Source organism: Pseudarthrobacter sp. SL88 (assembly GCF_026672455.1).
Taxonomy (GTDB): domain Bacteria; phylum Actinomycetota; class Actinomycetes; order Actinomycetales; family Micrococcaceae; genus Arthrobacter.
In genome coordinates this window covers 2,572,528-2,599,270 of the sequence record NZ_JAPPRD010000001.1, presented here as the reverse complement: position 1 = coordinate 2,599,270, position 26,743 = coordinate 2,572,528, and the positions used below count along the sequence as shown (strand labels likewise).

Annotated in this window: 12 protein-coding genes and 1 pseudogene; all 13 read left to right on the top strand. The window is 67.1% G+C overall.

The genetic code is table 11. The features are described from left to right. Positions 1 to 53: 53 nt before the first annotated feature. Complete coding sequence (locus OVA06_RS11800) at positions 54 to 962, top strand: biotin--[acetyl-CoA-carboxylase] ligase (protein WP_268158458.1); 909 nt, start codon at positions 54 to 56, stop codon at positions 960 to 962. Further along, positions 955 to 1,551: a PH domain-containing protein gene (locus OVA06_RS11795; protein ID WP_268158456.1), complete on the top strand. Its 597-nt coding sequence runs from the start codon at positions 955 to 957 to the stop codon at positions 1,549 to 1,551. Before OVA06_RS11800 ends, OVA06_RS11795 begins: the two co-directional genes overlap by 8 nt. Then, positions 1,541 to 2,665 (top strand): adenylate/guanylate cyclase domain-containing protein, encoded by a 1,125-nt coding sequence (locus tag OVA06_RS11790; protein ID WP_015936542.1) that lies wholly within the window; start codon positions 1,541 to 1,543, stop codon positions 2,663 to 2,665. The genes OVA06_RS11795 and OVA06_RS11790 overlap by 11 nt, the downstream gene beginning before the upstream one ends. Before the next feature lie 130 nt (positions 2,666 to 2,795). Next, positions 2,796 to 8,966 (top strand): Ig-like domain-containing protein, encoded by a 6,171-nt coding sequence (locus OVA06_RS11785; protein ID WP_268158453.1) that lies wholly within the window; start codon positions 2,796 to 2,798, stop codon positions 8,964 to 8,966. A 163-nt stretch (positions 8,967 to 9,129) separates the two neighbouring features. After that, entirely contained in the window at positions 9,130 to 15,252 is a 6,123-nt protein-coding gene (locus tag OVA06_RS11780) for an Ig-like domain-containing protein (protein WP_268158451.1), read from the top strand. A 96-nt stretch (positions 15,253 to 15,348) separates the two neighbouring features. Next, positions 15,349 to 16,320 (top strand): AAA family ATPase, encoded by a 972-nt coding sequence (locus OVA06_RS11775; protein WP_268158449.1) that lies wholly within the window; start codon positions 15,349 to 15,351, stop codon positions 16,318 to 16,320. A gap of 50 nt (positions 16,321 to 16,370) precedes the next feature. After that, a complete protein-coding gene (locus tag OVA06_RS11770) occupies positions 16,371 to 17,702 on the top strand; it encodes a DUF58 domain-containing protein (RefSeq protein WP_268158447.1) in 1,332 nt (443 codons plus the stop codon). Continuing rightward, positions 17,699 to 20,278: a transglutaminase-like domain-containing protein gene (locus OVA06_RS11765; protein WP_268158445.1), complete on the top strand. Its 2,580-nt coding sequence runs from the start codon at positions 17,699 to 17,701 to the stop codon at positions 20,276 to 20,278. Before OVA06_RS11770 ends, OVA06_RS11765 begins: the two co-directional genes overlap by 4 nt. Further along, positions 20,275 to 20,355: pseudogene (locus OVA06_RS19700) on the top strand (zinc-ribbon domain-containing protein); the annotation flags it as partial. The gene OVA06_RS11765 and the pseudogene OVA06_RS19700, both read left to right, overlap by 4 nt. Positions 20,356 to 20,643: 288 nt before the next feature. Then, positions 20,644 to 21,957, top strand: a complete 1,314-nt coding sequence (locus tag OVA06_RS11760) for an RDD family protein (RefSeq protein ID WP_268158443.1) — start codon at positions 20,644 to 20,646, stop codon at positions 21,955 to 21,957. Continuing rightward, entirely contained in the window at positions 21,954 to 22,925 is a 972-nt protein-coding gene (locus tag OVA06_RS11755) for a PP2C family protein-serine/threonine phosphatase (RefSeq protein WP_268158441.1), read from the top strand. The genes OVA06_RS11760 and OVA06_RS11755 overlap by 4 nt, the downstream gene beginning before the upstream one ends. Beyond that, the gene (locus OVA06_RS11750; protein ID WP_268158439.1) at positions 22,922 to 24,907 is read left to right on the top strand and encodes an FHA domain-containing protein; all 1,986 of its coding nucleotides are present in this window, start codon (positions 22,922 to 22,924) and stop codon (positions 24,905 to 24,907) included. The genes OVA06_RS11755 and OVA06_RS11750 overlap by 4 nt, the downstream gene beginning before the upstream one ends. Continuing rightward, complete coding sequence (locus OVA06_RS11745) at positions 24,904 to 26,718, top strand: serine/threonine-protein kinase (RefSeq protein WP_268158437.1); 1,815 nt, start codon at positions 24,904 to 24,906, stop codon at positions 26,716 to 26,718. The genes OVA06_RS11750 and OVA06_RS11745 overlap by 4 nt, the downstream gene beginning before the upstream one ends. Positions 26,719 to 26,743: the final 25 nt, after the last annotated feature.

Sequence of the window (26,743 nt, the reverse complement as noted above, 5' to 3'; positions counted from 1 at the left end):
CAAGGGGAAGGCCGCCGGTGCGGCCACATTCCCCGGCTCGGTAGGATTTAGCTATGGCTGAAGCGCATATCCCCGGTATCCCGTTGGACAGGTCGGAGCTGGGCGATCAGCGCTTCCTGTCTGCCGCCGGCATCTCCCGGCTCGACGTGGTGGACTCCACTGGCTCCACCAACGCCGACCTGCTCCGTGCAGTAACCGTGGAGCCCGCGTCCTGGCCGGATCTTTCCGTGCTGACAGCCGAATACCAGACCGCTGCCCGGGGACGCCTGGAAAGGCACTGGGAAGCTCCGCCGCTCAGTTCGGTCGCCGTTTCCGTTGTACTGCGGCCCGTGAACGCCGAGGGCCGGCCGCTGCCCACGCAGAGCTACTCGTGGCTCTCGCTCATCGCGGCCCTGGCGCTCCGCGAAACCCTGCTGGAAACGGCAGGCATCCCGGGCGAACTCAAATGGCCCAACGACGTCCTGGTCCGCGGCCGGAAGATTGCCGGCATCCTGGCCCAGATGGGACCCATGACGGACGGCACCGTCCCGCCGGTGGTGCTGGGCACCGGCCTGAACGTCACCCTCCACGAGGACGAACTGCCGGTCCCCACGGCCACCTCGGTGTTCCTCGAGGGGGCGCAGACCACCGACAGGACCCAGCTGCTGAAGAGCTATTTGTCCCACTTTGCGGTGCTCTACCGGAGTTTCTGCAACGCCGACGGCGACCCCACGGCAGGCATGGCGGGTGGCCCGTCCCTGCATAAGCGTGTCGAGGCCGTCATGGTGACGCTGGGCCGGCAGGTACGGGCACAACTGCCGGGCGACCACGAGATTATTGGCCATGCATCCCGCCTGGACGAATATGGCTCACTGCTGGTGGTGGACAAGGATTCACGCGAGCATGTGGTCACCGCAGGGGACGTAGTGCACCTGCGGCCCTGGACCGCACCGGAAGACGCCGGCCAAGGCGGTTATGCGTAAGGACCTCGTTCCCGGCGAACAGGTCATCGTCACCACCCGCCCGCAACCCAGGAAATTGGCCGGCCCCGCCGCTGCTTTCATCATCGCCCCCGCGGTGGCGGCCTTCGCGTCCGCCTGGATCGTGCGCGGGGAAGCCCGGCGCCTGGTTCCCGCTCTGGAGGCCCGCTGGACCCCCTGGCTGGTGACGGCCTGCGTGCTGGCTGCGGCGTGGGTGTGGCTGGGCTACTGCCTTCCGCGGCTGATGCGCTGGCACGCGACACGCTATACCCTCACGAGCCGGCGGATGGTGGCCAGGTCCGGCATCGTCAGGCGGCGCGAAGAGCAGGTCAACCTCCTCTCCGTCCGCAACCTCACAGTCCACGAGGGCGTGCTTCAACGCCTCCTGCGCTCCGGGAATATATCCTTGGAAACCGGGTATGAGGGCGTGACGACATTCCGGGACGTGCCGGAGGCCGCCAGGTTCAGGGATTTCATCCTTGACGCCATCGGGGAACTGCCCGATGAGCGCCTCCCGCCCGGAGATGCAGGGGATTACCCTTCCGGGGCAGTGCCGACGGAAATGAGAGAAGGTGGACGGAATGAACGATGAGGACCAGCAGGAGCTCGTGGATCCCGTCACGCCGTCCCCTGCCACTGACCCGCACCCTCCCACCGGAGCGATGTCCGCTGAGCGCCTGGCCATGAAAGCCCTTGAAGCGCGGCTGCTCGGCGGCGAACGCAAGCTCCGCCGTCGCGAGGTGGCGGCGGGCGCAGGCCTGTCCCTGCTGTCCGCGCGCAAACTTTGGCGCGCGCTCGGGTTCCCGAACTTTGGTGACGAGGACGTTGCCTTCACCGAACGCGACCAGGCGGCACTGTCAACCGTGGTGGACCTCGTCCGCGGCGGAAAGCTGACCGAGGAAGCGGCCATTTCCGTCACCCGCGCCATCGGCCAGATGACGGACCGGATGGTGGTGTGGCAGATCGAAGCCCTGGTGGAGGACCTCGTCCACGAACAGGGGGTCACCGATGCGGTGGCCCGCAAGCGGCTGGTCAACGAACTCCCGGCCCTGGTGGATGCCCTCGAGGAAGTACTGGTCTATTCGTGGCGGCGCCAGCTCAATGCCGGCATCCAGCGGCTGGCCGTCCGGGCCGAAGCCGGACTCCAGGCCAGCGAAGAAGGCCGCGAAGGCGACGAAGACGATGCACCGTTGCCCCTGGCACGGGCTGTGGGCTTCGCCGACCTGGTGTCCTACACCAGCCTTTCGCGCCGGATGAACGAGAAGACGCTGGCCCGCCTGGTGCAGCGGTTCGAGAACAAATGCGCCGAGATTATTTCCGTTGGCGGCGGCCGCCTGGTCAAGACCGTGGGCGACGAAGTCCTCTACATTGCCGAGACCCCGGCGGCCGGCGCCGAGATCTCGCTGGCCTTGGCACAGGCCTTCACGGAAGACGAGATCCTGCCGGAAGCCCGGGTGGCCATGGTCTGGGGCAGAATCCTGTCCCGGCTTGGCGATATCTACGGCCCCACCGTCAACCTCGCCGCGCGGCTCACCACCCTGGCCGACCCAGGAACGGTGCTGGTGGACTCCATGACCGCGTCAGCACTCGAACATGACGAACGGTTCGTCATGGTTCCCCAACCGCCGGAAAACGTCCGCGGTTTTGGCGAAATCAGGCCGGTCCGCCTGACGCGGGGCCTGGGCAAGGGCCTGATCGTCGACTGATCCATTTTCACCTGCCCCCGTCGGCAGGAAAGGGTTTGTCCATTTGATAGCTAGACGGGCTATATTTGTTGTGCCCGGCTGCTGGAGGCCGGACTCCGGCCATCGCCGACTTAGCGGGGGGAACCGTTCCATGAAGTTTCGCGGACGAGCGCGCGCAAAAGCTGCTGCTGCGCCCCGGCGCCGGCCCTTTGTCCAGTCCCCCCTCTTCAGCACCTCCGCCATGGGGCTTGCCCTCGCCGCCCTCGTTGTTGGCGCCGTCGTCTATCCGGGGTTTAAGACCACTGAGGTGGAGTTGAATGACGGTGGTGTGTGGGTGGTGTCGAAGTCCAAGAATGCGGTGGGGCGGTTGAATTATCCGTCGCGTGTGTTGGATGGGGCGGTGACTCCGGCGTCGTCGACGTTTGATATTTTGCAGGATGCCGGTGAGGTGTTTGTTGATGATGAGTCTGGTTCGACGTTGAATCAGGTGTCGCCGGCGAATATGCGTTTGGGTGGGGATAAGCAGTTGCCGGGGGCTGCGGATGTGAGTTTTGGGTCGTCGGTGTTGTCGGTGACGGATGCGGCGTCGGGCAAGGTGTGGGCGGTGTCGCCGTCGACGGTGAATGGTTTTGATGAGGAAGCGTCGGAGCCGGTGTTGGTGGGGTCTGAGGGTACGGTGTCGGCGGTGGGTGCTGATGATCGTATTTATTCGGCGGATCCGAAGGCCGGGACGGTGACGGTGACCGGTGTTGATGCCAATGGTGTGGTGGTGTCTTCGGATGCTGAGTCGTGGTCTGAGTTGAAGGGTGCGGGGGACCTGCAGATTACGGTGGTGGGGGACCGGCCGGTGGTGTTGGACGCTGCGGCGGGGAATTTGTTTTTGCCTGGTGGTAAGCGGTTGCAGTTGGCTGATGCGCGGGATGCGAAGTTGCAGCAGGGTGGTCCGGGCAGTGATTTTGTGGCGATTGCGACGCAGAAGGCGTTGTTGAAGCAGCCGTTGGATGGTGGGACGGCGAAGACGGTGTCGTTTGGTGGTGAGGGTGTTCCTGCGGCTCCGGTGCAGTTGGGTGGGTGTGTGCATGCTGCGTGGTCGGGGGCGAATAAGTATGTCCGTGATTGTGTGAATGATGCTGATGATAAGAATGTGGATGTGCCGAAGGCGAGTGCGTCGCCGTCGTATGTGTTTCGGGTGAACCGGGACCTGGTGGTCCTCAATGATGTGAATTCCGGGAATGTGTGGCTGGTGAACCAGAACATGCAGCTGGTCAACAACTGGGACGACGTCATCCCGCCCAAGGAAACCTCGGACGACGCCGATAAGGACTCCGCCGACGAAGTCCAGCAGACAGTCCTCCCGGACCGTACCAAACCCAACAGCCCGCCCGTCGCCCAGCCGGACAGCTACGGCGTCCGCGCCGGCAAGACCACCATCCTCCCGGTCCTGGACAATGACACGGACCCCGACGGCGACATCCTGACAGTGCGCCAGCCCGACACCATCCGCCTCGGCACCTTATCGACGATCTACGGCAGCACGGGCTTCCAAGTGGCCGTTCCCGCCGACAAGACCGGCACGGAAACCTTCAAATACACGGTGGACGACGGCCGTGGGCTCTCCGCCACCGCCGAAGTCTCGCTGCGCGTTGTCCCGCTGACGGAAAACACGGCACCGGCGCAAAAGCCGAACCGTGACACCACCATGGTGGTCCAGCAGGGCAAATCGGTCACCCGGAACATCCTTACGGACTGGATCGACCCCGACGGCGATGACCTCTACGCCACCTCGGTCTCCAGTCCCGACCCCCTTGACCAGGTCCGCATCCGCCCCGACGGGCAGCTCTCCTTCCAGGACAGCGGCACCTCGCCGGGCCGCAAGGTCCTCACCGTGGGCATCTCCGATGGCCAGGCCACCACCGAAGGCCGGATCACTGTCGACGTCCGCCCCGCAGGAGCCCTCCCGCCCATCGCCAACGCAGACCATGTGGTGGCAGTGGCCGGTGCTCCGACGGTGATCGCACCACTGAAGAACGACATCGACCCCCAGGGCGGCGCGCTCCGCCTCGCCCAGGTGACCGCTGACGAGCAGTCCAGGGCGGTCATCGGCGCCGACCAGCAGACCTTCAGCTTCACGTCCGACGTGCCTGGACCGCACTACGTGGAGTACCTGGTGACCAACGGGCCCGCCAGTGCAGTTCAACTGGTCCGCGTCGACGTGGTGGCCGGCAACGACGCCGGAGCCCCCGTCGCTGTCCGCGACATTGCTTTGCTGCCCACGGGCGGCAGCGTCCTTGTCGATGTGCTCGGCAACGACTCCGACCCCTCCGGCGGTGTCCTGGTGGTCCAGTCGGTAACCGCCGACGGCTCCCTTCCGGTCAGCGTGTCCGTCCTGGACCACTCGGTGGTCCGGATCACCGACCTCCGTGCCGAAGGCCAGCTGACGCTGAAGTACACCATCTCCAACGGCCGGTCTTCAGCGACAGGCGAGATCGCCGTCGTGGTGGTCCCGGCGCCGACAAAACTGCAGGCACCCCAGGCCAAGCCCGACGAAGCAACCGTCCGGGCCGGTGACGTGGTCTCCATCCCAGTGCTCGATAACGACACCGATCCCAACGGCGGCAAGCTGACCCTGGTGCCCGAGCTGGCCCAGGTCCCGGACGAAGCCGACGGACGGACCTTCGTGGCCGGGGACCAGCTGCGGTTCATCGCCGGCTCCGAGGCCAAAACCGTCTACGCAATCTACAAAGTCCGCAACGAGTCCGGCCAGGTGGACTCCCAACAGGTGACCATCCGCATCCTGGCGCGCGACGACGAGCGGAACAGCCGCCCCGAACCGCGCAACCTCACCGGCCGCGTGGTGGCGGGCATGACCGTCAAGATCCCCGTCCCCTTGGACGGCATCGACGCCGACGGCGACTCGGTGCAGCTGATGGGAATCGACAAGGCGGCGGGCATGGGCACGGCAACCGTCCGCGACGGTTACCTCGAGTACACCGCCGCGGGCGACGCCGCCGGGACCGACACCTTTTCGTATCGCGTCCGCGACCGGATTGGCGCCGAAAACACCGGCACCGTGATTGTGGGCGTTGCACCGCCGGAAGCCATCAACCAGAACCCGATTGCCGTGGACGACGCCGTGGACGTCAGGCCGGGCAGGAACGTCGCCGTTGATGCCCTGGCCAATGATTCGGACCCCGACGGCGATCCCATCTCCCTGCTGACCGACGGTTTCGAAGCCCGGCCCGAGCTGAACGTCGAAGTGGCTGACGGCGCCAAAGTACTCTTCACCGCGCCCTCGGTGGAAGGCAACGAGAGCATCCGGTACCGCATCCAGGACGACAAGAAGGCGCAGGCCAGCGCCGTCATCCGGGTCCGGGTCAGCGCGGACGCGGAACTGAAGCGTCCCATTGCCAAGGACGACAGGGTCACCCTGGCCGAAACCCTGGGTAAGACGGCCATCGACGTACCGGTCCTGAAGAACGACTCCGACCCCGACGGGGTGGCCTCCGAGCTGCAGATCAGCCTTCCGGACGGCAACCCCAATGCCCGCGTGGGCGGCTCAGGGAACGTGGTAGTCAACCTCACGCCCGAAGACCAGCTCATCCCGTATACGGTGACCGACACCGATGGCCTCACCGCAACGGCCGTGATCTGGGTACCGGGCCAGGGAGCGCAGTACCCCACGCTGTCCAATACCGAAACGGTGGAGGTCATGGCCGGCAAGGAAATCACCCTGGACCTTGACGACTACGTCAGGGTGCGGGACGGCCGCCGGCCCAAGATCAGCGTCGCCGACTCCGTCAAGGTCCTGGGCGCCGCCCCGGACAACGTGATCGTCGGAGAGGGCGAAGGCCTCCGCTACGCGGCGCGGCCCGGCTACGCGGGGCCGGGCTCCATCACCTTCGAAGTCACCGACGGCTCGGGGCCCGACGATCCCGACGGGCTGAAATCGACCCTGGTCATCATGACCAACGTGATCCCGGACCCTGACGAGGCCAACACTCCGCCCACGTTCCGCGGCGCATCCCTTGACATTCCCAAGACGGAAACTGCCACCGTGGACCTTGGTCCCCTCGCGGCCGACGTGGACGAGCGGGACCAGGGTAACCTCACGTTTGCCCTCGAGGGCTCGCCGCCCCCGGGCTTCAGCGCGAAGCTCGACGGCACGGTACTCAGCGTCAGCGCGGAAAACTCCGTGGGAGTCGGCGTGACGGGCAATATCCAGGCCACCGTGACCGACGGACGCTCGCCCGCGGTGACGGCCACCATCCAGGTGCGGCATGTGGCCTCCAACCGGCCCATGCCGGTCGCCAATGACGACGTGGTGGAGAAAGCCAACGCTGGCCGTGCCGAGACGGTCAACGTCCTGGCCAACGACGTCAACCCCTTCAGCGATACCCCGCTGAAGATCGTGGGCACCAGCGTCGAAACAGGTTCGGCCCAGGGCCAGCCCACTATTGACGGCGACTCGATCACCATCACCCCTGCAGACGGATTCAAGGGCGTCATGGTGGTCCGCTACACCATCGCCGACAAGACCGGTGACCTTTCCCGCCAGGTGGACGGCCGGGTCCGCCTCACGGTGCGCAGTGAACCCGATGCGCCGTCCGCCCCCTCGGCGACCGACGTCCGCAGCCGCACTGCCGTGCTCAAATGGGCGCCGCCGTCGGATAATGGAGCACCTATCACCGAATACACGGTGGAATCCAACAATGGATTCCAGCAGAAGTGCCCCACCACCACCTGCACCCTCTCCGGCCTGAGCAACAACGTGAAGTACGTCTTCACCGTCAAGGCAACCAACGAGGTGGGGGAGTCGCAGCCGTCACCGCAGTCGAACGAAATCCGGCCCGACGAGAAGCCCTCGCCACCGGAAGCACCCAGTGTCAAAGCCGGCGACAAGAACATGGTCATCAACTGGCCCGCTGCGCGGACGGAAGGCTCCCCGGTCAAGCACTACAACCTGGAGATCTCGCCTCCGCCCGCCAACGGTGTTGCCGTCAAGAACGAGGTGGCAGGCCTCAACTACACGTGGACCGGGCTGACCAACGGCGTGAAGTACAAGGTGCGCGCGCAGGCCGTCAACGAACTAGGCCCCTCCGACTGGGGTACATATTCCGCCGAAGACAACCCGGCCGGCGTACCGGCGGCCCCCGCCGCCCCCACCTCCTCCGTGGCATCGTCAGTGGGAACCCAGAACCAGCTGCGGGTGAACTGGGCTGAACCCAACACCAACGGTGACGCCATCAGCGCCTACTACGTCACGATGTCCGGCGGCGGCAGGGCGGACCAGATGCAGACCATCCCAGGAACGGTCCGCTCCGCAAACTTCACGGCGGACAACTCCGAAGCGGCGTACACCTTCACCGTGCAGGCCGAGAACAAAGCGGGCAAGGGCGCAGTCAGCCCGCCGTCAGCTCCCCGCCGTGCCACCGGAAAGCTTGGGCAGGTTTCCGGCGTCAACGCCACTCCGGCCAACACCGGCGGTGCCGGCCGGTCCGTCACGGTCGACTTCCGGCGGCTGACGGCGGCTGAACGTAACGGCTCAGCCGAGAACGAGGTCAGCTACAGTTACAACGCCAGCAATGGTGCCAGCGGCCCCATCAGCCCGGGCCAGACCATCGGCGGCTTCGCCAACGGCGCCCAGGTGAGCATCACTGTCATTGCCAATTCCTCTGTGGCCCCGAGCTCCAATGCCAGCGCCCCGGCGTCGGCAACGCCGTACGGGTCCCCGGGCACACCGTCCGCGTCAGGACAGGACGGCGGCGTCAACGACCAGTCCGTTACGCTTCGCTGGTCCTCGCCATCCACGGCAACGAACGACGTCGCGAGCACCAGGATCAGGATCAACGGCGGCGGCTGGGAGAACGTGGCCCCTTCAGGGAGCCGGACTATCAATACCGGTGGGTGGCAGCAGAGCCGCACCATCGAGGTCCAGACCCTGAACTCCGTAGGGACCGGAAGCGGTATCGCCTCAGCCAGGGCGACGTCCGGTAAGCAGGGATTGTGGGAGACCCGGATCAAGACTTCGGACCCCGACTTCGAGCGGACTTGCACCTACACCAGGGGCGGCTCGAATTACCGGCCCAATCCCTACTTCACCTGCGATGGGGTCAGCGGCAACAATCCGCCGTGGTTCTACAAGTCCAGCCAGGACCGCATCATGGTGGCCTGCTACATCGACCAGGACGACAATTGGTCCGGTAACGGCATCCTTCGCTGGTGGCGGGTTGAATCCGGTTCGGCACGCAACGTGGGCCGCTACGTCATCGCCGGACACACCACCCTTCCGGACCCCGCAGGGCTCGGAGCGCCCCCATGCTGACCCGCCAAAATCATGAAGCCGCAGGTCAGCGCCGGGGGCACCTCTACCCATCGCGGACCCTTGCACCGTTGGGTAGGCTAACGCGGGGAACAGAGAGCCCGGTACCGGGTTTTTGGGGATTTCGGCCGGGGGGCCGCCGCACAACTGAGGGAAACAAATCGCTGTGACAAGTCTGCTGGGGAAACTTGGGCTCAAACGGCGCCACAAGAAGATCGTCACCGGTACAGCCTTCGCCGCTGCCGTGGCCGTCGTGGCTACCGGCGCCGTGCTCTATCCGGGGTTTAAGACCACTGAGGTGGAGTTGAATGACGGTGGTGTGTGGGTGGTGTCGAAGTCCAAGAATGCGGTGGGGCGGTTGAATTATCCGTCGCGTGTGTTGGATGGGGCGGTGACTCCGGCGTCGTCGACGTTTGATATTTTGCAGGATGCCGGTGAGGTGTTTGTTGATGATGAGTCTGGTTCGACGTTGAATCAGGTGTCGCCGGCGAATATGCGTTTGGGTGGGGATAAGCAGTTGCCGGGGGCTGCGGATGTGAGTTTTGGGTCGTCGGTGTTGTCGGTGACGGATGCGGCGTCGGGCAAGGTGTGGGCGGTGTCGCCGTCGACGGTGAATGGTTTTGATGAGGAAGCGTCGGAGCCGGTGTTGGTGGGGTCTGAGGGTACGGTGTCGGCGGTGGGTGCTGATGATCGTATTTATTCGGCGGATCCGAAGGCCGGGACGGTGACGGTGACCGGTGTTGATGCCAATGGTGTGGTGGTGTCTTCGGATGCTGAGTCGTGGTCTGAGTTGAAGGGTGCGGGGGACCTGCAGATTACGGTGGTGGGGGACCGGCCGGTGGTGTTGGACGCTGCGGCGGGGAATTTGTTTTTGCCTGGTGGTAAGCGGTTGCAGTTGGCTGATGCGCGGGATGCGAAGTTGCAGCAGGGTGGTCCGGGCAGTGATTTTGTGGCGATTGCGACGCAGAAGGCGTTGTTGAAGCAGCCGTTGGATGGTGGGACGGCGAAGACGGTGTCGTTTGGTGGTGAGGGTGTTCCTGCGGCTCCGGTGCAGTTGGGTGGGTGTGTGCATGCTGCGTGGTCGGGGGCGAATAAGTATGTCCGTGATTGTGTGAATGATGCTGATGATAAGAATGTGGATGTGCCGAAGGCGAGTGCGTCGCCGTCGTATGTGTTTCGGGTGAACCGGGACCTGGTGGTCCTCAATGATGTGAATTCCGGGAATGTGTGGCTGGTGAACCAGAACATGCAGCTGGTCAACAACTGGGACGACGTTGTTCCACCGAAGAACGAATCCGACGAGCAGGACCAGGAGTCCGCGGATATCAACACCATCAACGTGTTGCCGGACCGCACCAAACCGAACCGTCCGCCGGAAACCAAGCCCGACGTCGTCGGCGTCCGTCCGGGCCGCACCACCATCCTGAGCGTCCTGGACAATGATTCCGATCCCGACGGCGACGTCCTCACCGCCGGGCTCCAGGGCAACCCGCCGAAGGCAGGGACGCTGGAGAACATCTACGGCGGCACCGCCTTCCAGATTTCCGTGCCGGCCGACGCCAGGCCCGGCACGGAGACCTTCAGCTACTCGGCGTCCGACGGCCGCGGCCTCTCCGCCACCGGACAGGTCACCCTCAACGTGGTGGGCCCGGACCAGAACAAGCCACCGCAGTTCAAACGCGGCGAGAACACCACCATGCTGGTGGAACAGGGCAAGACCGTGAGCCAGAACATCCTGACGGACTGGGTGGACCCCGACGGCGATGACCTGGTGCTCCTCGACGCCAAGGCCGACAACGAGCAGGACCAGGTGAAGGTCCGCCGTGACGGCCTGCTCACTTTCCAGGACTCCGGCGCCACCTCCGGCAAAAAGAACGTTGAGGTGACCATCTGGGATGGCCGCGACACCGTCACCGGCAAGGTGGTCATCAACGTGCAGCCGCCGGGTGCCCTCGCACCGGTAGTCAACGCTGACCATGTCACAGCCGTAGTGGGCCAGGACCTGGTGATCTCGCCGCTGAAGAATGACGTGGACCCCAACGGCGGCGCGCTCCGCCTCGCCCAGGTGGAAGCGAACGGGCCCGCGGATCTCGGCCCCGTGACCGACGGCGGAACCTTCACGTTCCGCAGTACCACCCCCGGCCCCGTCTACCTCACATACATCGCCAGCAATGGCCCGCAGAGCAGCCAGGGCCTGATCCGCGTGGACGTCGAATCCGGTGACGACCCCGGCGACCCCGTCGCTGTCCACGATGTCGCCCTGATGCCCACCGGCGGCAGCGTCCTGCTGGACCCGCTGGCCAACGACTCCGACCCCTCCGGCGGCGTCCTGGTGCTGCAATCCGTGAAGCTTCCGGAAAACGCCACCGTCTCAGTCAGCGTGATCAACCACAGCGTCCTGCGCATCACGGACATCCTCGGTACCAAGGACCCCATCCTCTTCGAATACACCATGTCCAACGGCAAGAAGTCGGCCACCGGTTCCGTCTCCGTGGTACCCGTCCCGGCACCGGCCGTCGTGGAAGCACCGCAGCCCAAGCCGGACGAGGTCAACGTCCGCGTCAACGACGTCGTCACCATTCCCGTCCTGGACAACGACACGCACCCGCAGGGCCAGGAACTGACCGTAGACCCGGTCCTGCCGCAGGGCGTGGACCCGGTTGACGGCAAGAGTTTCGTCTCGGAGAACACCGTCCGGTTCATCGCCGGCAGCCAGCCAAAGACGGTCCGCGCCATCTACAACGCGGTGGACCCACAGGGCCAAAAGAGCGCCGCCGCCGTTACCATCCACATCCTGCCGCTGGAAGGCGCGGAGAATTCCCGCCCGCAGCCGCGCAACCTCACAGCCCGCGTGGTGGCAGCCGGCACCGTCCGCATTCCGGTACCGCTGGACGGCATCGATCCTGACGGCGACTCGGTCCAGCTCACCGGCATCGACAGCACTCCCGCCATGGGTACGGCCACGGTGGGCAGCAACTTCATCGACTTCACGGCTGCCGGAGACGGCGCCGGGACCGATACCTTCCGGTACAAGGTGGTGGACCGGCAGGGTGCCGTCAATACCGGCACCGTCACCGTGGGCATTGCGCCGCGCGGTGAAATCAACCAGAAGCCCACTCCAGTGGATGACGAGGTGAGGGTCCGCCCCGGCCGCCAGATCGCCGTTGACGCCACCGGCAACGACACAGATCCCGACGGCGACCAGATCCGCATCCTTACCGACGGCATCGAGGCTGATCCTGCCCTCCAGGCCACCGTCAGCAAGACCAGCGGACGGGTCATCCTGACCGCTCCCAACGAGGCCGGGACGGTCAACGTCCGGTATACCGTGGCCGATGACCGGGACGCCCGGGCCCAGGCCACCATCCGCGTGGTGGTTGACCCGGAGGTTCCGCTTCAGGCACCCATCGCCCGTGACGACCGGGTCACGTCCGCCCAGACCATGGGCAAGACCGCCGTGGACGTTCCTGTCCTGAAAAACGATGAAGACCCCGACGGCGTTGGCGAGAACCTGAAGATCAGCACCGAGGCGACCACGGCCCGGCCCGGCACCGAAGGCAACATGATCGTTGACCTCACCGAGCAGCCGCAGCTCATCCCGTACACCGTGGAGGACGTTGACGGCCAGAAGTCCACCGCCATCATCTGGGTGCCGGGCCTCGGCCAGCAGGTTCCCACTCTGGCAAAGGACGAGGTCCTGGAGGTGGTGGCCGGCCAGTCCGTCAACGTGGACCTGGACGAATGGGTCAAGGTCCGTGAGGGCCGCTCGCCGCGGCTGACGCAGGCGGACCGGATCAAGCTCATCGGAGCCGACGGCGGCGACCCCGTCACCGGTGACGGCACGGGGCTGAAGTACACCGCAGGCACTGACTACGTTGGCCCGGGCTCGCTGACCTTCGAAGTCACCGACGGGTCCGGACCGGACGATCCCGCCGGCCTGAAGTCGACGCTCAGCATCCGCACCAAGGTCCTTCCGGACCCCAACAAGAACAACCCGCCTGAACTCCTGGGCGCGAATGTCGAGGTGCCCATGGGCGACTCGGCGAGCATCGACCTGGGAAGGCTGACCTCGGACCCCGACGGGGACGACGTCGACAAGATGAAATACGAACTCCTGGACGGTACGCCGGCCGGATTCAACGTGAGCGTCGACGGCAGGAACCTCAAAGTCTCCGCGGCGGACTCCAGCCGGGCCGGCACCGCCGGTGCCGTTCAGGTCAAGGCCAAGGACCCGCGCGGCCTGGAAGCCACGGCCACGTTCCAGCTGTCCGTGACGGCATCCAACCGGCCCAAACCGGTAGCCAACGACGACGTTGAACCCAACGCCGCCGCCGGCAAGCCCGTCACCATCAACGTTCTGGCCAACGACGCCAACCCGTTCCCCGAGACGGCGCTGAAGATCATTGCCGCCGCCACCGAGACCGGCAGCGGCAACGTTGAAGTGAACGGCGATTCGGTGACGGTCACACCCGCCCCCGGCTTCACCGGCACCATGGTGGTCACCTACACGGTGGAAGACAAGACCCAGGACGCATCGCGGCACGCCACGGCACGCGTCCGGCTTACGGTGAAGGACAAGCCGGCGGCCCCCACTACGCCGCAGGCGCAAAGCGTGGGGGACCAGACGGCGCTGCTGACCTGGGCCGCTCCCGCGGACCGCGGTTCACCCATCACCAGGTACACCGTGTACGGCGAGGGCGGGTTCAAGCAGGACTGCCCGGCCAACACGTGCACGCTGAACGGGCTGGTCAACAACACGAAGTACCACTTCCAGGTCACCGCCACCAACGAGTTCGGCGATTCGGACCGTTCGCCGGCTTCGGCCGAGGTCCGGCCGGACGTCAAGCCGGACACCCCGCTGGCGCCATCGCTGAAGTTTGGCGACAAGGAACTGTCCATCAACTGGACTGCGCCGGCCAGCAAGGGTTCGCCGGTAAAGTCCTACGACCTGGAGATCTCGCCGCCGCCCGCTGGGCAGAACGCCCAGATCCAGAATCTGACCGCTGTCAGCTATGTCTGGAAGGGCCTGCAGAACGGCGTGTCCTACAAGGTACGGGTCCTGGCCCGGAACGACGCCAAGGAACCGTCCGAGTGGAGCCCGTACTCCGCGGCTGAAGTGCCGGCTGGCGTGCCGGCCACCCCGGCAGCACCCACGGCCGCCCAGGCGGCGTCCCTGGGGTCGCAGAGCCAGCTGAAGGTCAGCTGGGCCGCGCCGAACAACAACGGTGACGCCGTCTCTGCCTACACGCTCACCACCCTCCGGGGCGGTGCGGTGGTGGCCACCCAGCAGGTGGCCGGCACGTCGCAAAACGTGACAGTGGACAACTCCGAGGCCAACTACACCTTCACTGTCTCCGCCACCAACAAGGCCGGAACCAGCGCCACCAGCGGACAGTCGGCGGCCATCCGGGCGGTGGGTAAGCCCGGCATCGTTGGGACTCCGACGGCGACGCTGGTGGACACCGGCGGCAACGGCGGCAAGATCGACGTGAGGTTCCCTGTGCTGGGCGATGCCCAGCGCAACGGGTCCACCCCGCAGGAAATCACCTACAGGTACAGCCTGACTTCAGGCGGCGGCAGCGGCAGCATCGCTGCCGGCGGAGGGACAGTTGCCGCCGCAAATGGCACGCCTACCTCGGTGGTGGTCTGGGCGGTCTCGTCCCGCAGTTCCACCGCAGGTGACGCCAGCGCTCCGTCCAACCAGGTGAATCCTTACGGCCTGGCCTTTGCCCCGAACGTGAACGGCAGCAAGAGCAGCGGCGAGGGTGACAAGACGGTGTCCTGGACCTGGAACCAGCCGGACGGCAACGGCCGCGCTGTCACGGGATACCAGTACAGCCTGGATGGCGGCGGCTGGCAGGACACCAACCAGCGCTCCTTCTCGAAGACTGTCGGCTTCAGCGAAACCCACACCCTTCGCGTGCGGGCCATCAGCGGCGGCCAGCCGGGCCGGATCGGCAGTGATACGTCACGCAGCGGCGCGGAGCCGCCACCCCCCGTGCCCACTTCGTGGAGCATCACGGCCACCCCGACCCGCAGCTGCACCGAGCCGCGCAAGGGAACGGACAGCTTTGTAGCCGGCAATCCGTCGCAGTGCAACGGGGCAGGCAAATGGCTCGACGCCGGCGCGCCGGCGGACACGGACAGGTACCAGGTCTGGTACAAGACGTCCAACAACCCGAGCGGCATCTGGTATCACCTCACCAGCGGCATGGCCGCCGGAAACTGGATCCGCTGCGATACGTCCAGCCGCGGCTGCAACCCGCCCGCCGGGATGCCCAACGGCTAGCCCAACGGCAAAACCCATCAGGCGGGACCCGGACATCCGGGTCCCGCCACAGACTGAAACCCACCCGTGGAACCAAGAAGAAGGAAGAACCACCCCATGACGATGACCAGCGAGCAGGCCGCGTGGTTTGCCGATACGTTCGAAAAGCTCGTTGCCAATGTGGGGCAGGCGGTGCTGGGCAAGGAACACGTCATCCGGCTGACCTTTACCGCGATGCTGGCCGAGGGCCATGTGCTGTTCGAGGACGCCCCCGGAACGGGTAAGACCTCCCTGGCCCGCGCCCTGGCTGCCACCGTGCAGGGCTCCAACAACCGCATCCAGTTCACCCCGGACCTCCTGCCCTCGGATGTCACCGGCGTGACCATCTACGACCAGAAGACGCAGAAGTTCGAGTTCCACAAGGGGCCAATCTTCAACAACATCGTCCTCGCCGACGAAATCAACCGTGCGTCGCCGAAGACCCAGTCCGCGCTCCTCGAGGTCATGGAAGAATCCAGGGTCACCGTGGACGGCGTCACCTACTCGGCGGGCCGCCCGTTCATGGTCATGGCTACGCAGAACCCGATCGAACAGGCCGGCACCTACCGCCTCCCGGAAGCACAGCTTGACCGCTTCCTGATCAAGACGTCCATCGGCTACCCGGACCACGCCTCCACGGTCCGGCTGCTGGGCGGCTCCAACCTCAAGGACCGTTCCCAGGATCTTTCCGCCGTCATCACCACGCAGGCCGTGGCGGACATGGCCGACCTTGCCGCCACCGGACACGTGGACACCGCAGTGCTTGAGTACATCTCCCGGCTGTGCGAGGAAACCCGCAGCGCCCCGGAAACCCGGCTGGGCGTCTCGGTCCGAGGCGCCCTCGCCATGGTACGCGCCGCGAAGGTCTGGGCAGCTTCGCAGGGCCGCAACTTCGTCCTGCCGGACGACATCAAGGAACTCGCCCCGGTGGTGTGGACCCACCGCTTCGTGATGGACCCCGAAGCCGAGTTCTCCGGAGCGACGCCCGAGGCCGTGCTCGCGCGGATCCTCGCCGACGTGGCCGCCCCGCAGCAGCGCACCAACGCCTGACCCGCAGGCCCGGCACGTCCTCCACTTCCAGCAACAACGAAGGCACACATATGTCCACCGGCACCCCGCTGACCCGGCTCACGGAGCGTCTCAAGCAACCCTTCCACCGGGACGGCAGGCCCACCCGCCTGCACCCGTCGGCGGTATGGGCCGAGGCAAGCTCCACCGCAGGCCTCGCCCTGGAACCGGCCTGGCGCACCGTCCGGAAGGCGTGGCTCACCCACGTCTGGCCGGTGCTTTCCGTGGTCAGCGTGCTGGGGTGGTCCGTCCTTGCAGCCACCATCCTGCTCTGGTGGGCGGGATCGGCCTATGGCTGGCAGGAAGCGAAGGCCGCCGCCGTGGCGGCCTTCGTTATGTTCCTCATCGCCGTTGGCTTCATCCTGGGCCGCTCCACCTACGGGGTTGTCCTGGACCTGGCCCGGACCCGCGTGGCGGTGGGGGACAGCGCGGTGGGAAGCATCGCCGTCACCAACACATCCAACCGCCCGCTGCTGCCGGCATCGGTCGAACTGCCCGTTGGCGGTGTCACCGCCGTCTTCCACTTGCCCCGCATGAAGCCCCAGCAGGTCCACGAAGACCTCTTCACCATCCCCACCGCCCGACGTGCCGTGATCGTGGTGGGACCTGTCCGTTCCGTCCGGGCAGACCCGCTGCACCTGCTGCGCCGCCAGGTCATGTGGACCGAGCCCGAGGACCTCTTCGTCCACCCGCGCACGGTGCCCCTGGCAGGTTCCGCCGCAGGGTTCATCCGCGACCTCGAAGGCATGCCCACCACCGAACTGTCCAGTGCCGACGTCTCCTTCCACGCCCTCCGCGACTACGTCCCCGGCGATGACCGGCGGCACATCCACTGGAAGACCACGGCGCGGACCAACAAGCTGATGGTCCGCCAGTTCGAGGAAACCCGCCGGGCACACCTTGCCATCGCGCTGTCCATCAACACCGAGGAATACGCCTCCGAAGACGAATTCGAGATGGCCATCTCGGCGGCCGCCTCGATCGGCCGCCAGGCCATCCGCGAGCAGCGCGAGCTGGACGTCCTGACGCAAAAGGGGCCGCTGCGCTGCGAAACGGGCCGCAACATGCTCGATGACATGACCCGGATCGTCGGCGCCCCGATGCGCCGCACCGCCGTCGACCTCGCCCGCACTTTGGCGGACACCGTCCCCAACGCCTCCGTGGTGTTCTTCGTGGTGGGCAGCAACGTGACAGCCACCCAGTTGCGCTCCTCCGCGGCCTCCGTTCCGCCGGGCGTCCGCAGCCTCGCCGTACGGATCGAGGCCGGGGCCGCATCCAGCAGGGCAAACATCGCAGACCTCACCGTGCTGACTGTTGGCGACCTCGCCGACCTCGGCATCGTCCTCCGAAAGGCGGCAGCATGACCTCCGCACCTGGCCTCCGCCCCAGAAGCGGATCTGCCCGGAAACCATTCAGCAGCCAAGGCAGCCCGTTCGGCAACGGGCAGCCGGCCTGGCATTTCGCCCTCGACGCCGGTGCCCTCACCGTCCTCCTGGGGCTGGGACTGCTCGGTTTCGGGCTGAGCTTCGGCGGCGACCCCTACTACCTGCTGTCCGGCTTCGGCGGCATCATCCTGGGCCTGGGCATCGGCGTGCTCAACGCGCACCTGCGCCTCGGACTGCTCGTCACCACGGCCATCACCCTGGGCGCCTACCTTGTGTTCGGCACCCTGCTGGCAGTTCCGGACGCCGCCATCGCCGGGTTTGTGCCCACCCTGGACTCGCTCCGCACTCTCCTGCTGGGGGTGGTGTTCGCCTGGAAGGACATGCTCACAGTGGGCGTGCCGGTAGGCTCCGCCAACGGCGTGCTGATCGTCCCGTTCCTGAGCTCGATGATCATGGCCATCGTGGCAGCCGTGCTGACCTGGCGCGTGCGGAGCCCCTACCTGCCGCTGATCCCGGTCCTGCTCCTCTTCGTCACGGGCATCGCGTTCAGCACCAATGCCGCCTTCCTCACGGTTGAACGCGGCATTGGCCTGACGGTGCTGGGCATCGCCTGGGCAACCTTCCGCCGCGACGCCCTCCGCAGGTCCTCCACCCGGCGGGTCTCCGTTAACAATCCGCAGGCTGATACCGCCACGGCCCGGAAAGCATCGCTGCGCCGCCTGGGCATGGCCGCCGGCGTGATCGCCGTCAGCGTGGGCGTCACCGCCCTGTCCGCGCCGCTGGTGACTGCCGGAAACGAACGCAAGGTCCTCCGCAACGTGGTGGTTCCGCCGTTCGATCCCAAGGACTACGTCACCCCGCTGGCCAGCTTCCGCACCTACGTCAAGGACAAGAAAGACGACACGCTGTTCGTCGTCAAGGGGCTTCCCCGTGACGGCAGGGTAAGGCTGGGAGCCCTGGACGCCTTCAACGGGACCAACTACAACATGGACCCCAACGGCTCGGGCAACTTCAGCAAGGTGGGCGACGCCGAGTCCATCAACACCTTGGCGGACACCTCAAGCGTGGTCCCCACGAACGACTACGCCATCGACATCAGCATCGAGGACTACCAGGGATACTTCGTCCCCGGCGGCCGGAAGACCACCGGCATCAGCTTCGACCAGGGCGGCTCCCCGGCGGCATCCGGCCTGTACTTCAACTCCGGCACAGACACCGCCGTCACCACCAACGGACTGAACCGGGGCGACTCCTACAGCGTGCAGGTGTCAGATCCCGTGAAACTGGAGCACGGGCAGTTAACGCAGTACGACTTTGCGCAGGTTTCGCTTCCCGACCCGCTGGAAGTTCCGCCGGTGGTCGGTTCGCAGGCCAACGACCTGTCCGCCGACGCTCCGACGGCCATCGATCGGGTCCGCCAGATCGAGGCGCACTTCCAGAAGACCGGCGCGTTCAGCAACGGCCTGGTCAGCGAAGGGCAGCTCCCCAGCGTCTCCGGCCACGGCTCGGCACGCATCCGCAACCTGCTGACGGCCAAGCAGATGCTGGGTGACGACGAACAGTACGCCGTGGCGATGTCCCTGATGCTGCGCCACCTGGGCATCCCGTCCAGGGTGGTCATGGGCTTCTACCCCGACCCCACGAGCCCCGAGAATGGTGCCGGCGAGGTCAGGATCACCGGCAAGAACGTCCACGCCTGGGTGGAAGTCGCGTTTGAACGCGTTGGCTGGGTCAGCTTCGATCCCACCCCGCCCAAGGACAATGTTCCCATCCCGCCGGACCCGGAGAACAAGTCCAAGCCCAAGCCGCAGGTGCTGCAGCCGCCGCCCCCGCCGCAGGAGCCGGCGGACCTTCCGCCGGACTCCTCACCGGATGCGCTGGACGCTGACCAGAAGAAGGACAACCCCTGGCTGTTCTGGGGTGCGCTGCTCAGCGCCCTCGGTGTGGCGCTGATCCCGCTGGCCATCCTCGCGTTGCCGCTGCTGCTGGTTGCGTTGTTGAAATCACGACGCCGGAAGTCGCGTTTCAGCGCGGGTGACCCTGCCCAGCGCGTGGGCGGGGGATGGAGTGAAGTGGTCAGCCTGGCCACCGACATGGGTGCCGCCGTCGACACGCGGGCCACGCGCCGGGAGAGCGCCGCGGTCCTGGCCGAGGCGTTCCCGGGAAGCCAGTCCGCCACCACGACTTTGGCGCGGCGCGCCGACGCCTCGATCTTCGGCGCCGGGCAACCCAGCGAGGATGAGGTGCGTGAGTACTGGACCATCGTGGACGGGTCGCTGAAGGAAATGACAGCCACGGTGGGTTTCTGGCGCCGCCAGCAGGCCCGGTTCTCACCGCGGTCGCTCCTGTCCGACGCACGCACCGCCCTGAACACGAAGGACAGCGCCGGCAGCGGCGGACGCCGGTTCAAACTTCCGGCACTGCCGTTCGGGAAAGCCGCGGGCCGCCGTCGTCCGCCTGCCGGTCCGCCCACGGACGGACCCGGCACGCCATCAGCCGGCACCAGCGCACCTGCCCCTGAAGAACCCCCAACGCAAGGACCCAAACCGCAGTGACCCCCAACGCCGAGCGATGCCCGCGCTGCCAGCAAAACATCCGCACGGGCGCCGCTTTCTGCACCTCATGCGGGGCGCCGCTGCCCAACCGGTCGGCACGGAGCCTCCGCAACCAGGAGCAGTCTCCCGTACCCGGCGCCGGCCCCAACCCCGCCTCCCAGACCGGCGCCGGCACCGCGCCGTACCAGGGGACAGACGTCCGGGCGGCGCCAGTTGCCGCGCACCGGCCGCCGATTCCCGGTACTATCCCGGTAGTACAAATGCCCCAGGCACTTTCTGCCGCGGGCATCGCGAACGCGGCAGCGGTACAGGGGAGCAGGACGGGTCCGGCAGGGGCGGCCGCTGCGCCAGGGGGAGGAACAGGAATGGCAGGAAACCTTCAGCTTGTCCCGGCAACTGCGGGCAAGCGGCTCGGGGCTGCCGTAGTGGACTGGCTGTTCCCGCTGGCGGTCTTGGTGGTGACGTTCGCCATTGGCTTCGCAGGGATCACCCGCACCCGCAGCGGCGGCTTCATTATTTACGACACCGCGTCCCTGGTGCTGTTCGGCGGCATTGGACTGGGCATCACCCTGGTTTACTCAGCCGTGCTGACAGGCCTGGAAGCGCGGACGGGCAAAACGCCCGGCAACCTCCTGATGGGGATCCGCAGCACCGACAATGACGGCTACGCGCCTGGCGCCGGCGGGGTGTTCGTGCGCGGCCTGCTGACCGGTGCCGGCGTCCTGCTGACACTCATTGGAGCCGTCCTGGTGGTGGTCTTCAAATGGTTCGACGCCGCCTTCTTCATCCTGGGGCCGCTGCTCCTGGTGGCGGCCTTTTGGGCCGTTTTGGTAGTGGTTTCCAATACCTGGGACAAAGGCGGGCGCCTGCGCGGCTGGCATGACGATGCCGCCAAGACGCTCGTTTTCGACGTCAAGGCGGGCCGTGATCCGATCACCACGGGCGGCATCCAGGGCCCGTACAGCTTCGCGCCGCTGGACCTGCCGCCCGTCCAGCAGGTGCTCTCGCCCGTCGCGGGGGCCCGCGCGCCCCAGGTCATCGCCCCCCAAACACCGGCTGCAGCACCTGCCGTCGCCCCAGCGCCGGTCCAGCCCCATCCGGCACCGGCAATCCAGCCCGCCGGCCGGACCGTCCCCGCACCGACCGTGTCCTACACCTCGCCCGCGTCCTTTGCACCGCCGGGCAGTCCGGCGCCGGACGCCGCTCCTGCACCATCGGCAGCATGGCGGGCCGGGCAGCAGGGCACGGGACAGCAGTTCGCCGGCCAGCAGCCTCCGGGGCAGACGCACGTGGACGACGACGTCGAACGCACCCAGGTGCGTCCCGGCACTGCCGGCCCGGCGCCCGTCGCCGTGCTGCGGATCAGGCTCGACGACGGCCGCGACTTCCAGCTTGACCGCAGCGTCCTGGTGGGCCGCAACCCCGTGGGCTCCGCAGGCGAACAGCATGCCCAGCTCCTCGCCGTCGACGACCCCGGACGGTCCATCTCGAAGACCCACCTGCACGTCCTGACTGACGGTGCGGGCATCTGGGTGACCGACCGGAACTCCACCAACGGCAGCGCCGTGACCACGCCCGACGGACTCCGTACGCCTCTTGCAGCAGGTGTCCCGACTTTCGTTTCCCCCGGTTCCAGCGTCCACTTTGGCGACCGGACCTTTTACCTAGGACAGGCATGAACCAACAGCCCGCCAGTGTTCCCTCCACCACGCAGCCGGGCCCGGGCCTGAGCCTCAACTGCGGCTACGGAACGGACCGGGGACTCCGCCGCGAGCTGAATGAGGATTCCTTCATCGCGTCGGATCCGGTCTTCGCCGTTGCCGACGGCATGGGCGGCCACGAGGCCGGCGAGATTGCCAGCGGCATCTGCGTCAGGACCCTGGCAGCGATTCCGCAGCTGTCCACGGGGGACCGGAGCGTCACGGCCGCGGTCCTGCAGCAGTACCTCCTGCGCGCCGACAACTCCATCAGGGAAGCCACGGGTGCCCGGGCGGGAACCACGCTGACCGGTGCGGTGGTGGTGGAGCAGATGGGCATGCCGTACTGGCTGGTCATGAACATCGGCGACTCCCGTACCTACCGCCTCAGCCAGGGCCGGTTCGAACAGATCAGCGTGGACCACTCGGAAGTCCAGGAACTCGTGGACGCCGGCGAAATCACGCCCCAGCAGGCCACGGTGCATCCCCGCCGCCATGTGGTCACCAGGGCGCTGGGCACCGGGGACGAAACCGAGGCGGACTACTGGCTGCTTCCGGTGGAGGAAGGGGACCGGGTGATGGTCTGCTCTGACGGCCTCACCTCCGAACTCACCGACGAGCACATCCACCGCATCCTCAGCACTGCCGGCCACCCCCAGGACGCCGTCGACGCCCTGATCCAGGCCGCGCTGCGCAGCGGCGGCCGGGACAACATCACCGTGATAGTGGTGGACGCCCGCAACGTCCTGAACGACGCCGGCGCAGCCACCACCGCTCCGCGGCGTGATCCGTCCGCTGAAGACGAGGTAACGCTGCCCCGCGGACAAGCCGTGCAGGCCACAACCCAGCCTCTTCCCCAACAGGAGGGCAACGCAGCACAGCAAGACCCTGCGGGGCAGGAACACGCTGCAGGCCAGGATCCCGACGACGGTACGGAGGTCCCGCGATGACCGGCACCAGCTACATCCCCGGCACCTGGCTGGGCATCGTCCGCTCCCACACGGCGGTCATCCTCGGACCAGATACGCCGCCGGCCCTCGCCGATTCCGTGTGGAACCTCATTGCCGGGAAAACCGAAGTCTATGAAGTCCTGCAGGCCATCACCGGCAGCGCCGGCGGAAACCTGTCCCGCATTCCGCCCTTCGCCATCCTGGACTTCACCGGACCGCTGCGGGTGTTCCTTCGGGGCGGCCTGGAACTCTCTGTCGAAACACCGGACGGACCTGCGGAGCTGAACGGCCGCGACGTCACCACCTGGAGCGAGCGCAGTTTTGCCGTTCCGGGCGCCTGCACCCTGATGATCCCGGGCGCAGGCGAAACCGGCCAGCCAGAGCTCCGGCTGGGGGAGGGCATGGTGCTGCTGCAGGCCATCCGCCTGGGCGCTGATGCCGGGCAGGGCGCGTTGGAAGCTCCGAGTGCCGCTGCCCTTCTGGACGGTGGAGGCGTCCCCGCCGCTGGTGCTGACGGTGCTGCAACGGTCCAGGCGCCTGAGACCGACGCGGACACTGCCGCCGATTCTGCCGTTGCGGACACTCCGGCGGAAGCTGTTGCCGTCGATTCGTCCGGGACCGCTGAAGTCCTCCCGGAGGTTTCCGTCGAGACCGTGTACGCCGTCCTTGACGAGGACGGCGAATTCGCCGATCACGGTGGCGCGCAGCATGCCGGTACGGGCGAAGCCGGTGCCGCTGACAATGATCCTGCCGAAAAGGATCCCGCAGACATCGATTCTGGCGCGAATGGCTCCGTCGAAGAGGGCGCAGCGGACAACGCCTCCGGTGAAACCGGCGGCCCGGAACCCGAAGCCACCGGGCTGGACATGGACGGCGCGGACCGTGATGCCGAAGCGGCAGTTCCCGGGGCAGCTGACCTGCCTGCGGCCATCGACCTGACCAGTTCCTATGACCACCTGTGGGAGCGGACGGTCATGCGGAACATCGAAGACGCTGCGGTCCGCGAGGAACCGGCCGAAGAGGACCACGGGTCCGTGCCGGCCATCGAAGCCGAGGCCCCGCAGGCTGCCATCGAAGCCGACGCGGACGCTGCTGACCAGCGGGCCCCGGAGCCTCCGCTGCCGCACAACGGAGTCGAGGCACCGGCAGGCCAGGAGGCAGCAGGTCCTCCTCCAGCCGCGGCACCCAAGCCAGCCTCCGGCCTGCTCATCGAGTCAGTGCCCTGGCGGACCGGGGGAGCGGGGAACGCGCAAGCACCTGCCCCGGAGCCATTCACCGCGGCACCGGTTTCGAACGGGACGCCGCCGGCAGAACCACCGGCTTTCGGAGCGCCCACGCCGGCACCGCAGGTGGGAACAGCACAACCGAACAGCTACCCGGCGGCACCCGGGGCAGGGCCGTCGGCCACCGACTTCGACGATGACCATGACGGCCAGACAGTCATGAAAAGCAGCCTCCCCACCGCGCAGCCGGCACCTGCCCCTTCAGGCGGCCCGGACACGGACGGCTCAGCTCCGGCCAGCGGTCCGCTGGTGTTGGCCCGGGTGTGCCCGCAGGGCCATGCCAACCCGCCCATCCGCTCGGCCTGCACAGAGTGCGGGGCGTCCCTGCCCCAGGACGCCGTGCAGGTGGGCCGCCCCCGCCTGGGCCGGATGCGCCTGTCCACCGGAGAACTGCTGGACCTTGACCAGTCCCTGGTGATCGGCCGGCAGCCATCAGTCTCCCGGGTCCAGGGCGGCGGCATGCCGCGCCTGGTCCAGGTGCCCAGCCCCGGCGGCGACATCTCGAGGTCCCACGTGGAGGTCCGGCTGGAAGGCTGGCACGTCATGCTGTGCGACCTCAAGGCAACCAACGGCACAGTCCTGGTGCGGCAGGGGCAGCCCCCGCGGCGCCTGGCCCAGAACGAGATGGCCATCCTCCTGGACGGTGACATCGCCGAGTTGGGCGACAACATCTCGCTGCGTTTTGAGGAGATTCCTTGAGTTCCAAACGGCCCGTAGCGCCGCCGCCCCGCATCCCGGGGTTCACTTACATCAGCCTGCTCGGTTCCGGCGGGTTCTCGGACGTCTACCTCTACGAGCAGGACAGGCCGCGCCGCAAAGTGGCCGTCAAGGTGCTGCTCTCGGACCTGAAGACCGAGGGCGCCCGCCGCCGCTTCGAGTCCGAGGCCAACCTGATGGCCCAGCTGTCCTCCCACCCCTACATCGTCACCATCTTCGAAGCGGAGGTGACGGATGACGGGCACTCGTACCTGGCGATGGAGTACTGCTCCCGGCCCAGCCTGGACGTGCGCTACCGCCGCCAGCGGTTCAGCGTGGACGAGGTGCTCGCAGTCGGCATCCAGGTGGCCTCCGCCGTCGAAACGGCCCACCGGGCAGGCATTGCCCACCGCGACATCAAGCCCGCCAACATCCTGGTGACGGACTACAACCGCCCGGCGCTGACCGACTTCGGCATTTCCGGCACCCTCGCCGGTGACAGCGACGACGACTCCGGCATGTCCATCCCGTGGTCCCCGCCCGAACAGTTCCGCGACGGAAGCGTGGACGGCATCATGGTGGACGTCTGGGCTCTCGGTGCCACGCTCTACACACTCCTGGCCGGCCGCTCGCCGTTCGTGATGCCTGGTGCGGACAACTCCCAGCGCGAACTGATCAACCGCATCAGCAACACCGCGCTGCCGCGCCTGGGCCGTGCGGATGTGCCCGAATCCCTGGAGCTTGCCCTGGCCACCGCCATGGCCAAGTCGCCCCAGTCACGGTATTCCTCCGCGCACGCGTTCGCCCTTGCCCTGCAGCGCATCCAGGCGGAACTGAACCTCTCCGTCACCCCCTTCGAGGTCCTCGAGGAACCGCAGCAGGAAGAGAACCACCCGGACGAGGGCACCGAGGAGACCCGGGTCCGGAGCATCGCGTCGATCGACCCGGAACGGACCGGCAGCGCCCCCACCTTCCCGGCGCGCACGTGGCCCCAGGCTCCGGGCTCCGGGGCAGGAGGCGCCTCGACCACCGGCACCGGAAACACCACGGCGGGGCCGGGCAGCCAAACCGGCGCGCCGCCGTCGCGCTTTACCGCCCCCGCCGCCGGAACCTGGCCGCCCGCCACGGCGGAAGGACGCAACGCGGCGACGCAGGCCCGCGTTCCCGGGAGCATCTTCGGCAAGGAGGCAACGGACGGCGACGGCCCGCACGAATGGTCCCAGTCCACCGTCCTGCGCGGCAGCGGCGGCACCCGGCCCAACTACGGGGCGACGGTCCACGGCGCCGAGGGCGCACACACCAGCTCCGCCGACGCCACCGTCCACCGGCCCGCGGCAAGTGACCGGCCGGCCGAAGGGCCAGAGGAAGCGCCGGAGCAGGACCACGGCAAGCGGAACCTGTGGCTCGCCATCGCCGGCGGCACCATCCTGGCCCTTGCTGCGGTGGTGGGCATCGTGGCGGCCAACGCCGGCGGCGGGACGCCCAAGGCGGTGGAAACCCAGCAGGTATCCAAGCCGCCCGCGGACGCCCTGGATAACGGAACCGTCCCCGACGTCGAAGGGCTGGCCGGGGCCGCCGGCAGTGACGGCAACGTGGCGTTCACCTGGAAGAACCCGCAGCCCAAGGACGGCGACAGCTACAAATGGCGCGTCTACACCATCGGCGGCGGCGGCGAGTTCCAGTCAGTGGCGCAGCCGCCGGTCCAGGTCAAGGCAAACCCCTCGGGGCAGACCTGCGTCCAGGTAATGATCGTCCGCACCGACGGCGCGTTCTCCCCGCTGGAACAGGGTTCCATCGCCTGCACCGGCTCATGACTGGCAGGCACGCGTGCCTGCCAGT

Bases quoted from the DNA above. Each gene is read 5' to 3' on its own strand.
- OVA06_RS11755 (WP_268158441.1), top strand. From the start codon at position 21,954: ATGAACCAACAGCCCGCCAGTGTTCCCTCCACCACGCAGCCGGGCCCG.
- OVA06_RS11770 (WP_268158447.1), top strand. From the start codon at position 16,371: ATGTCCACCGGCACCCCGCTGACCCGGCTCACGGAGCGTCTCAAGCAA.
- OVA06_RS11800 (WP_268158458.1), top strand. From the start codon at position 54: ATGGCTGAAGCGCATATCCCCGGTATCCCGTTGGACAGGTCGGAGCTG.
- OVA06_RS11750 (WP_268158439.1), top strand. From the start codon at position 22,922: ATGACCGGCACCAGCTACATCCCCGGCACCTGGCTGGGCATCGTCCGC.
- OVA06_RS11785 (WP_268158453.1), top strand. From the start codon at position 2,796: ATGAAGTTTCGCGGACGAGCGCGCGCAAAAGCTGCTGCTGCGCCCCGG.
- OVA06_RS11775 (WP_268158449.1), top strand. From the start codon at position 15,349: ATGACGATGACCAGCGAGCAGGCCGCGTGGTTTGCCGATACGTTCGAA.
- OVA06_RS11790 (WP_015936542.1), top strand. From the start codon at position 1,541: ATGAACGATGAGGACCAGCAGGAGCTCGTGGATCCCGTCACGCCGTCC.
- OVA06_RS11795 (WP_268158456.1), top strand. From the start codon at position 955: ATGCGTAAGGACCTCGTTCCCGGCGAACAGGTCATCGTCACCACCCGC.
- OVA06_RS11765 (WP_268158445.1), top strand. From the start codon at position 17,699: ATGACCTCCGCACCTGGCCTCCGCCCCAGAAGCGGATCTGCCCGGAAA.
- OVA06_RS11760 (WP_268158443.1), top strand. From the start codon at position 20,644: ATGGCAGGAAACCTTCAGCTTGTCCCGGCAACTGCGGGCAAGCGGCTC.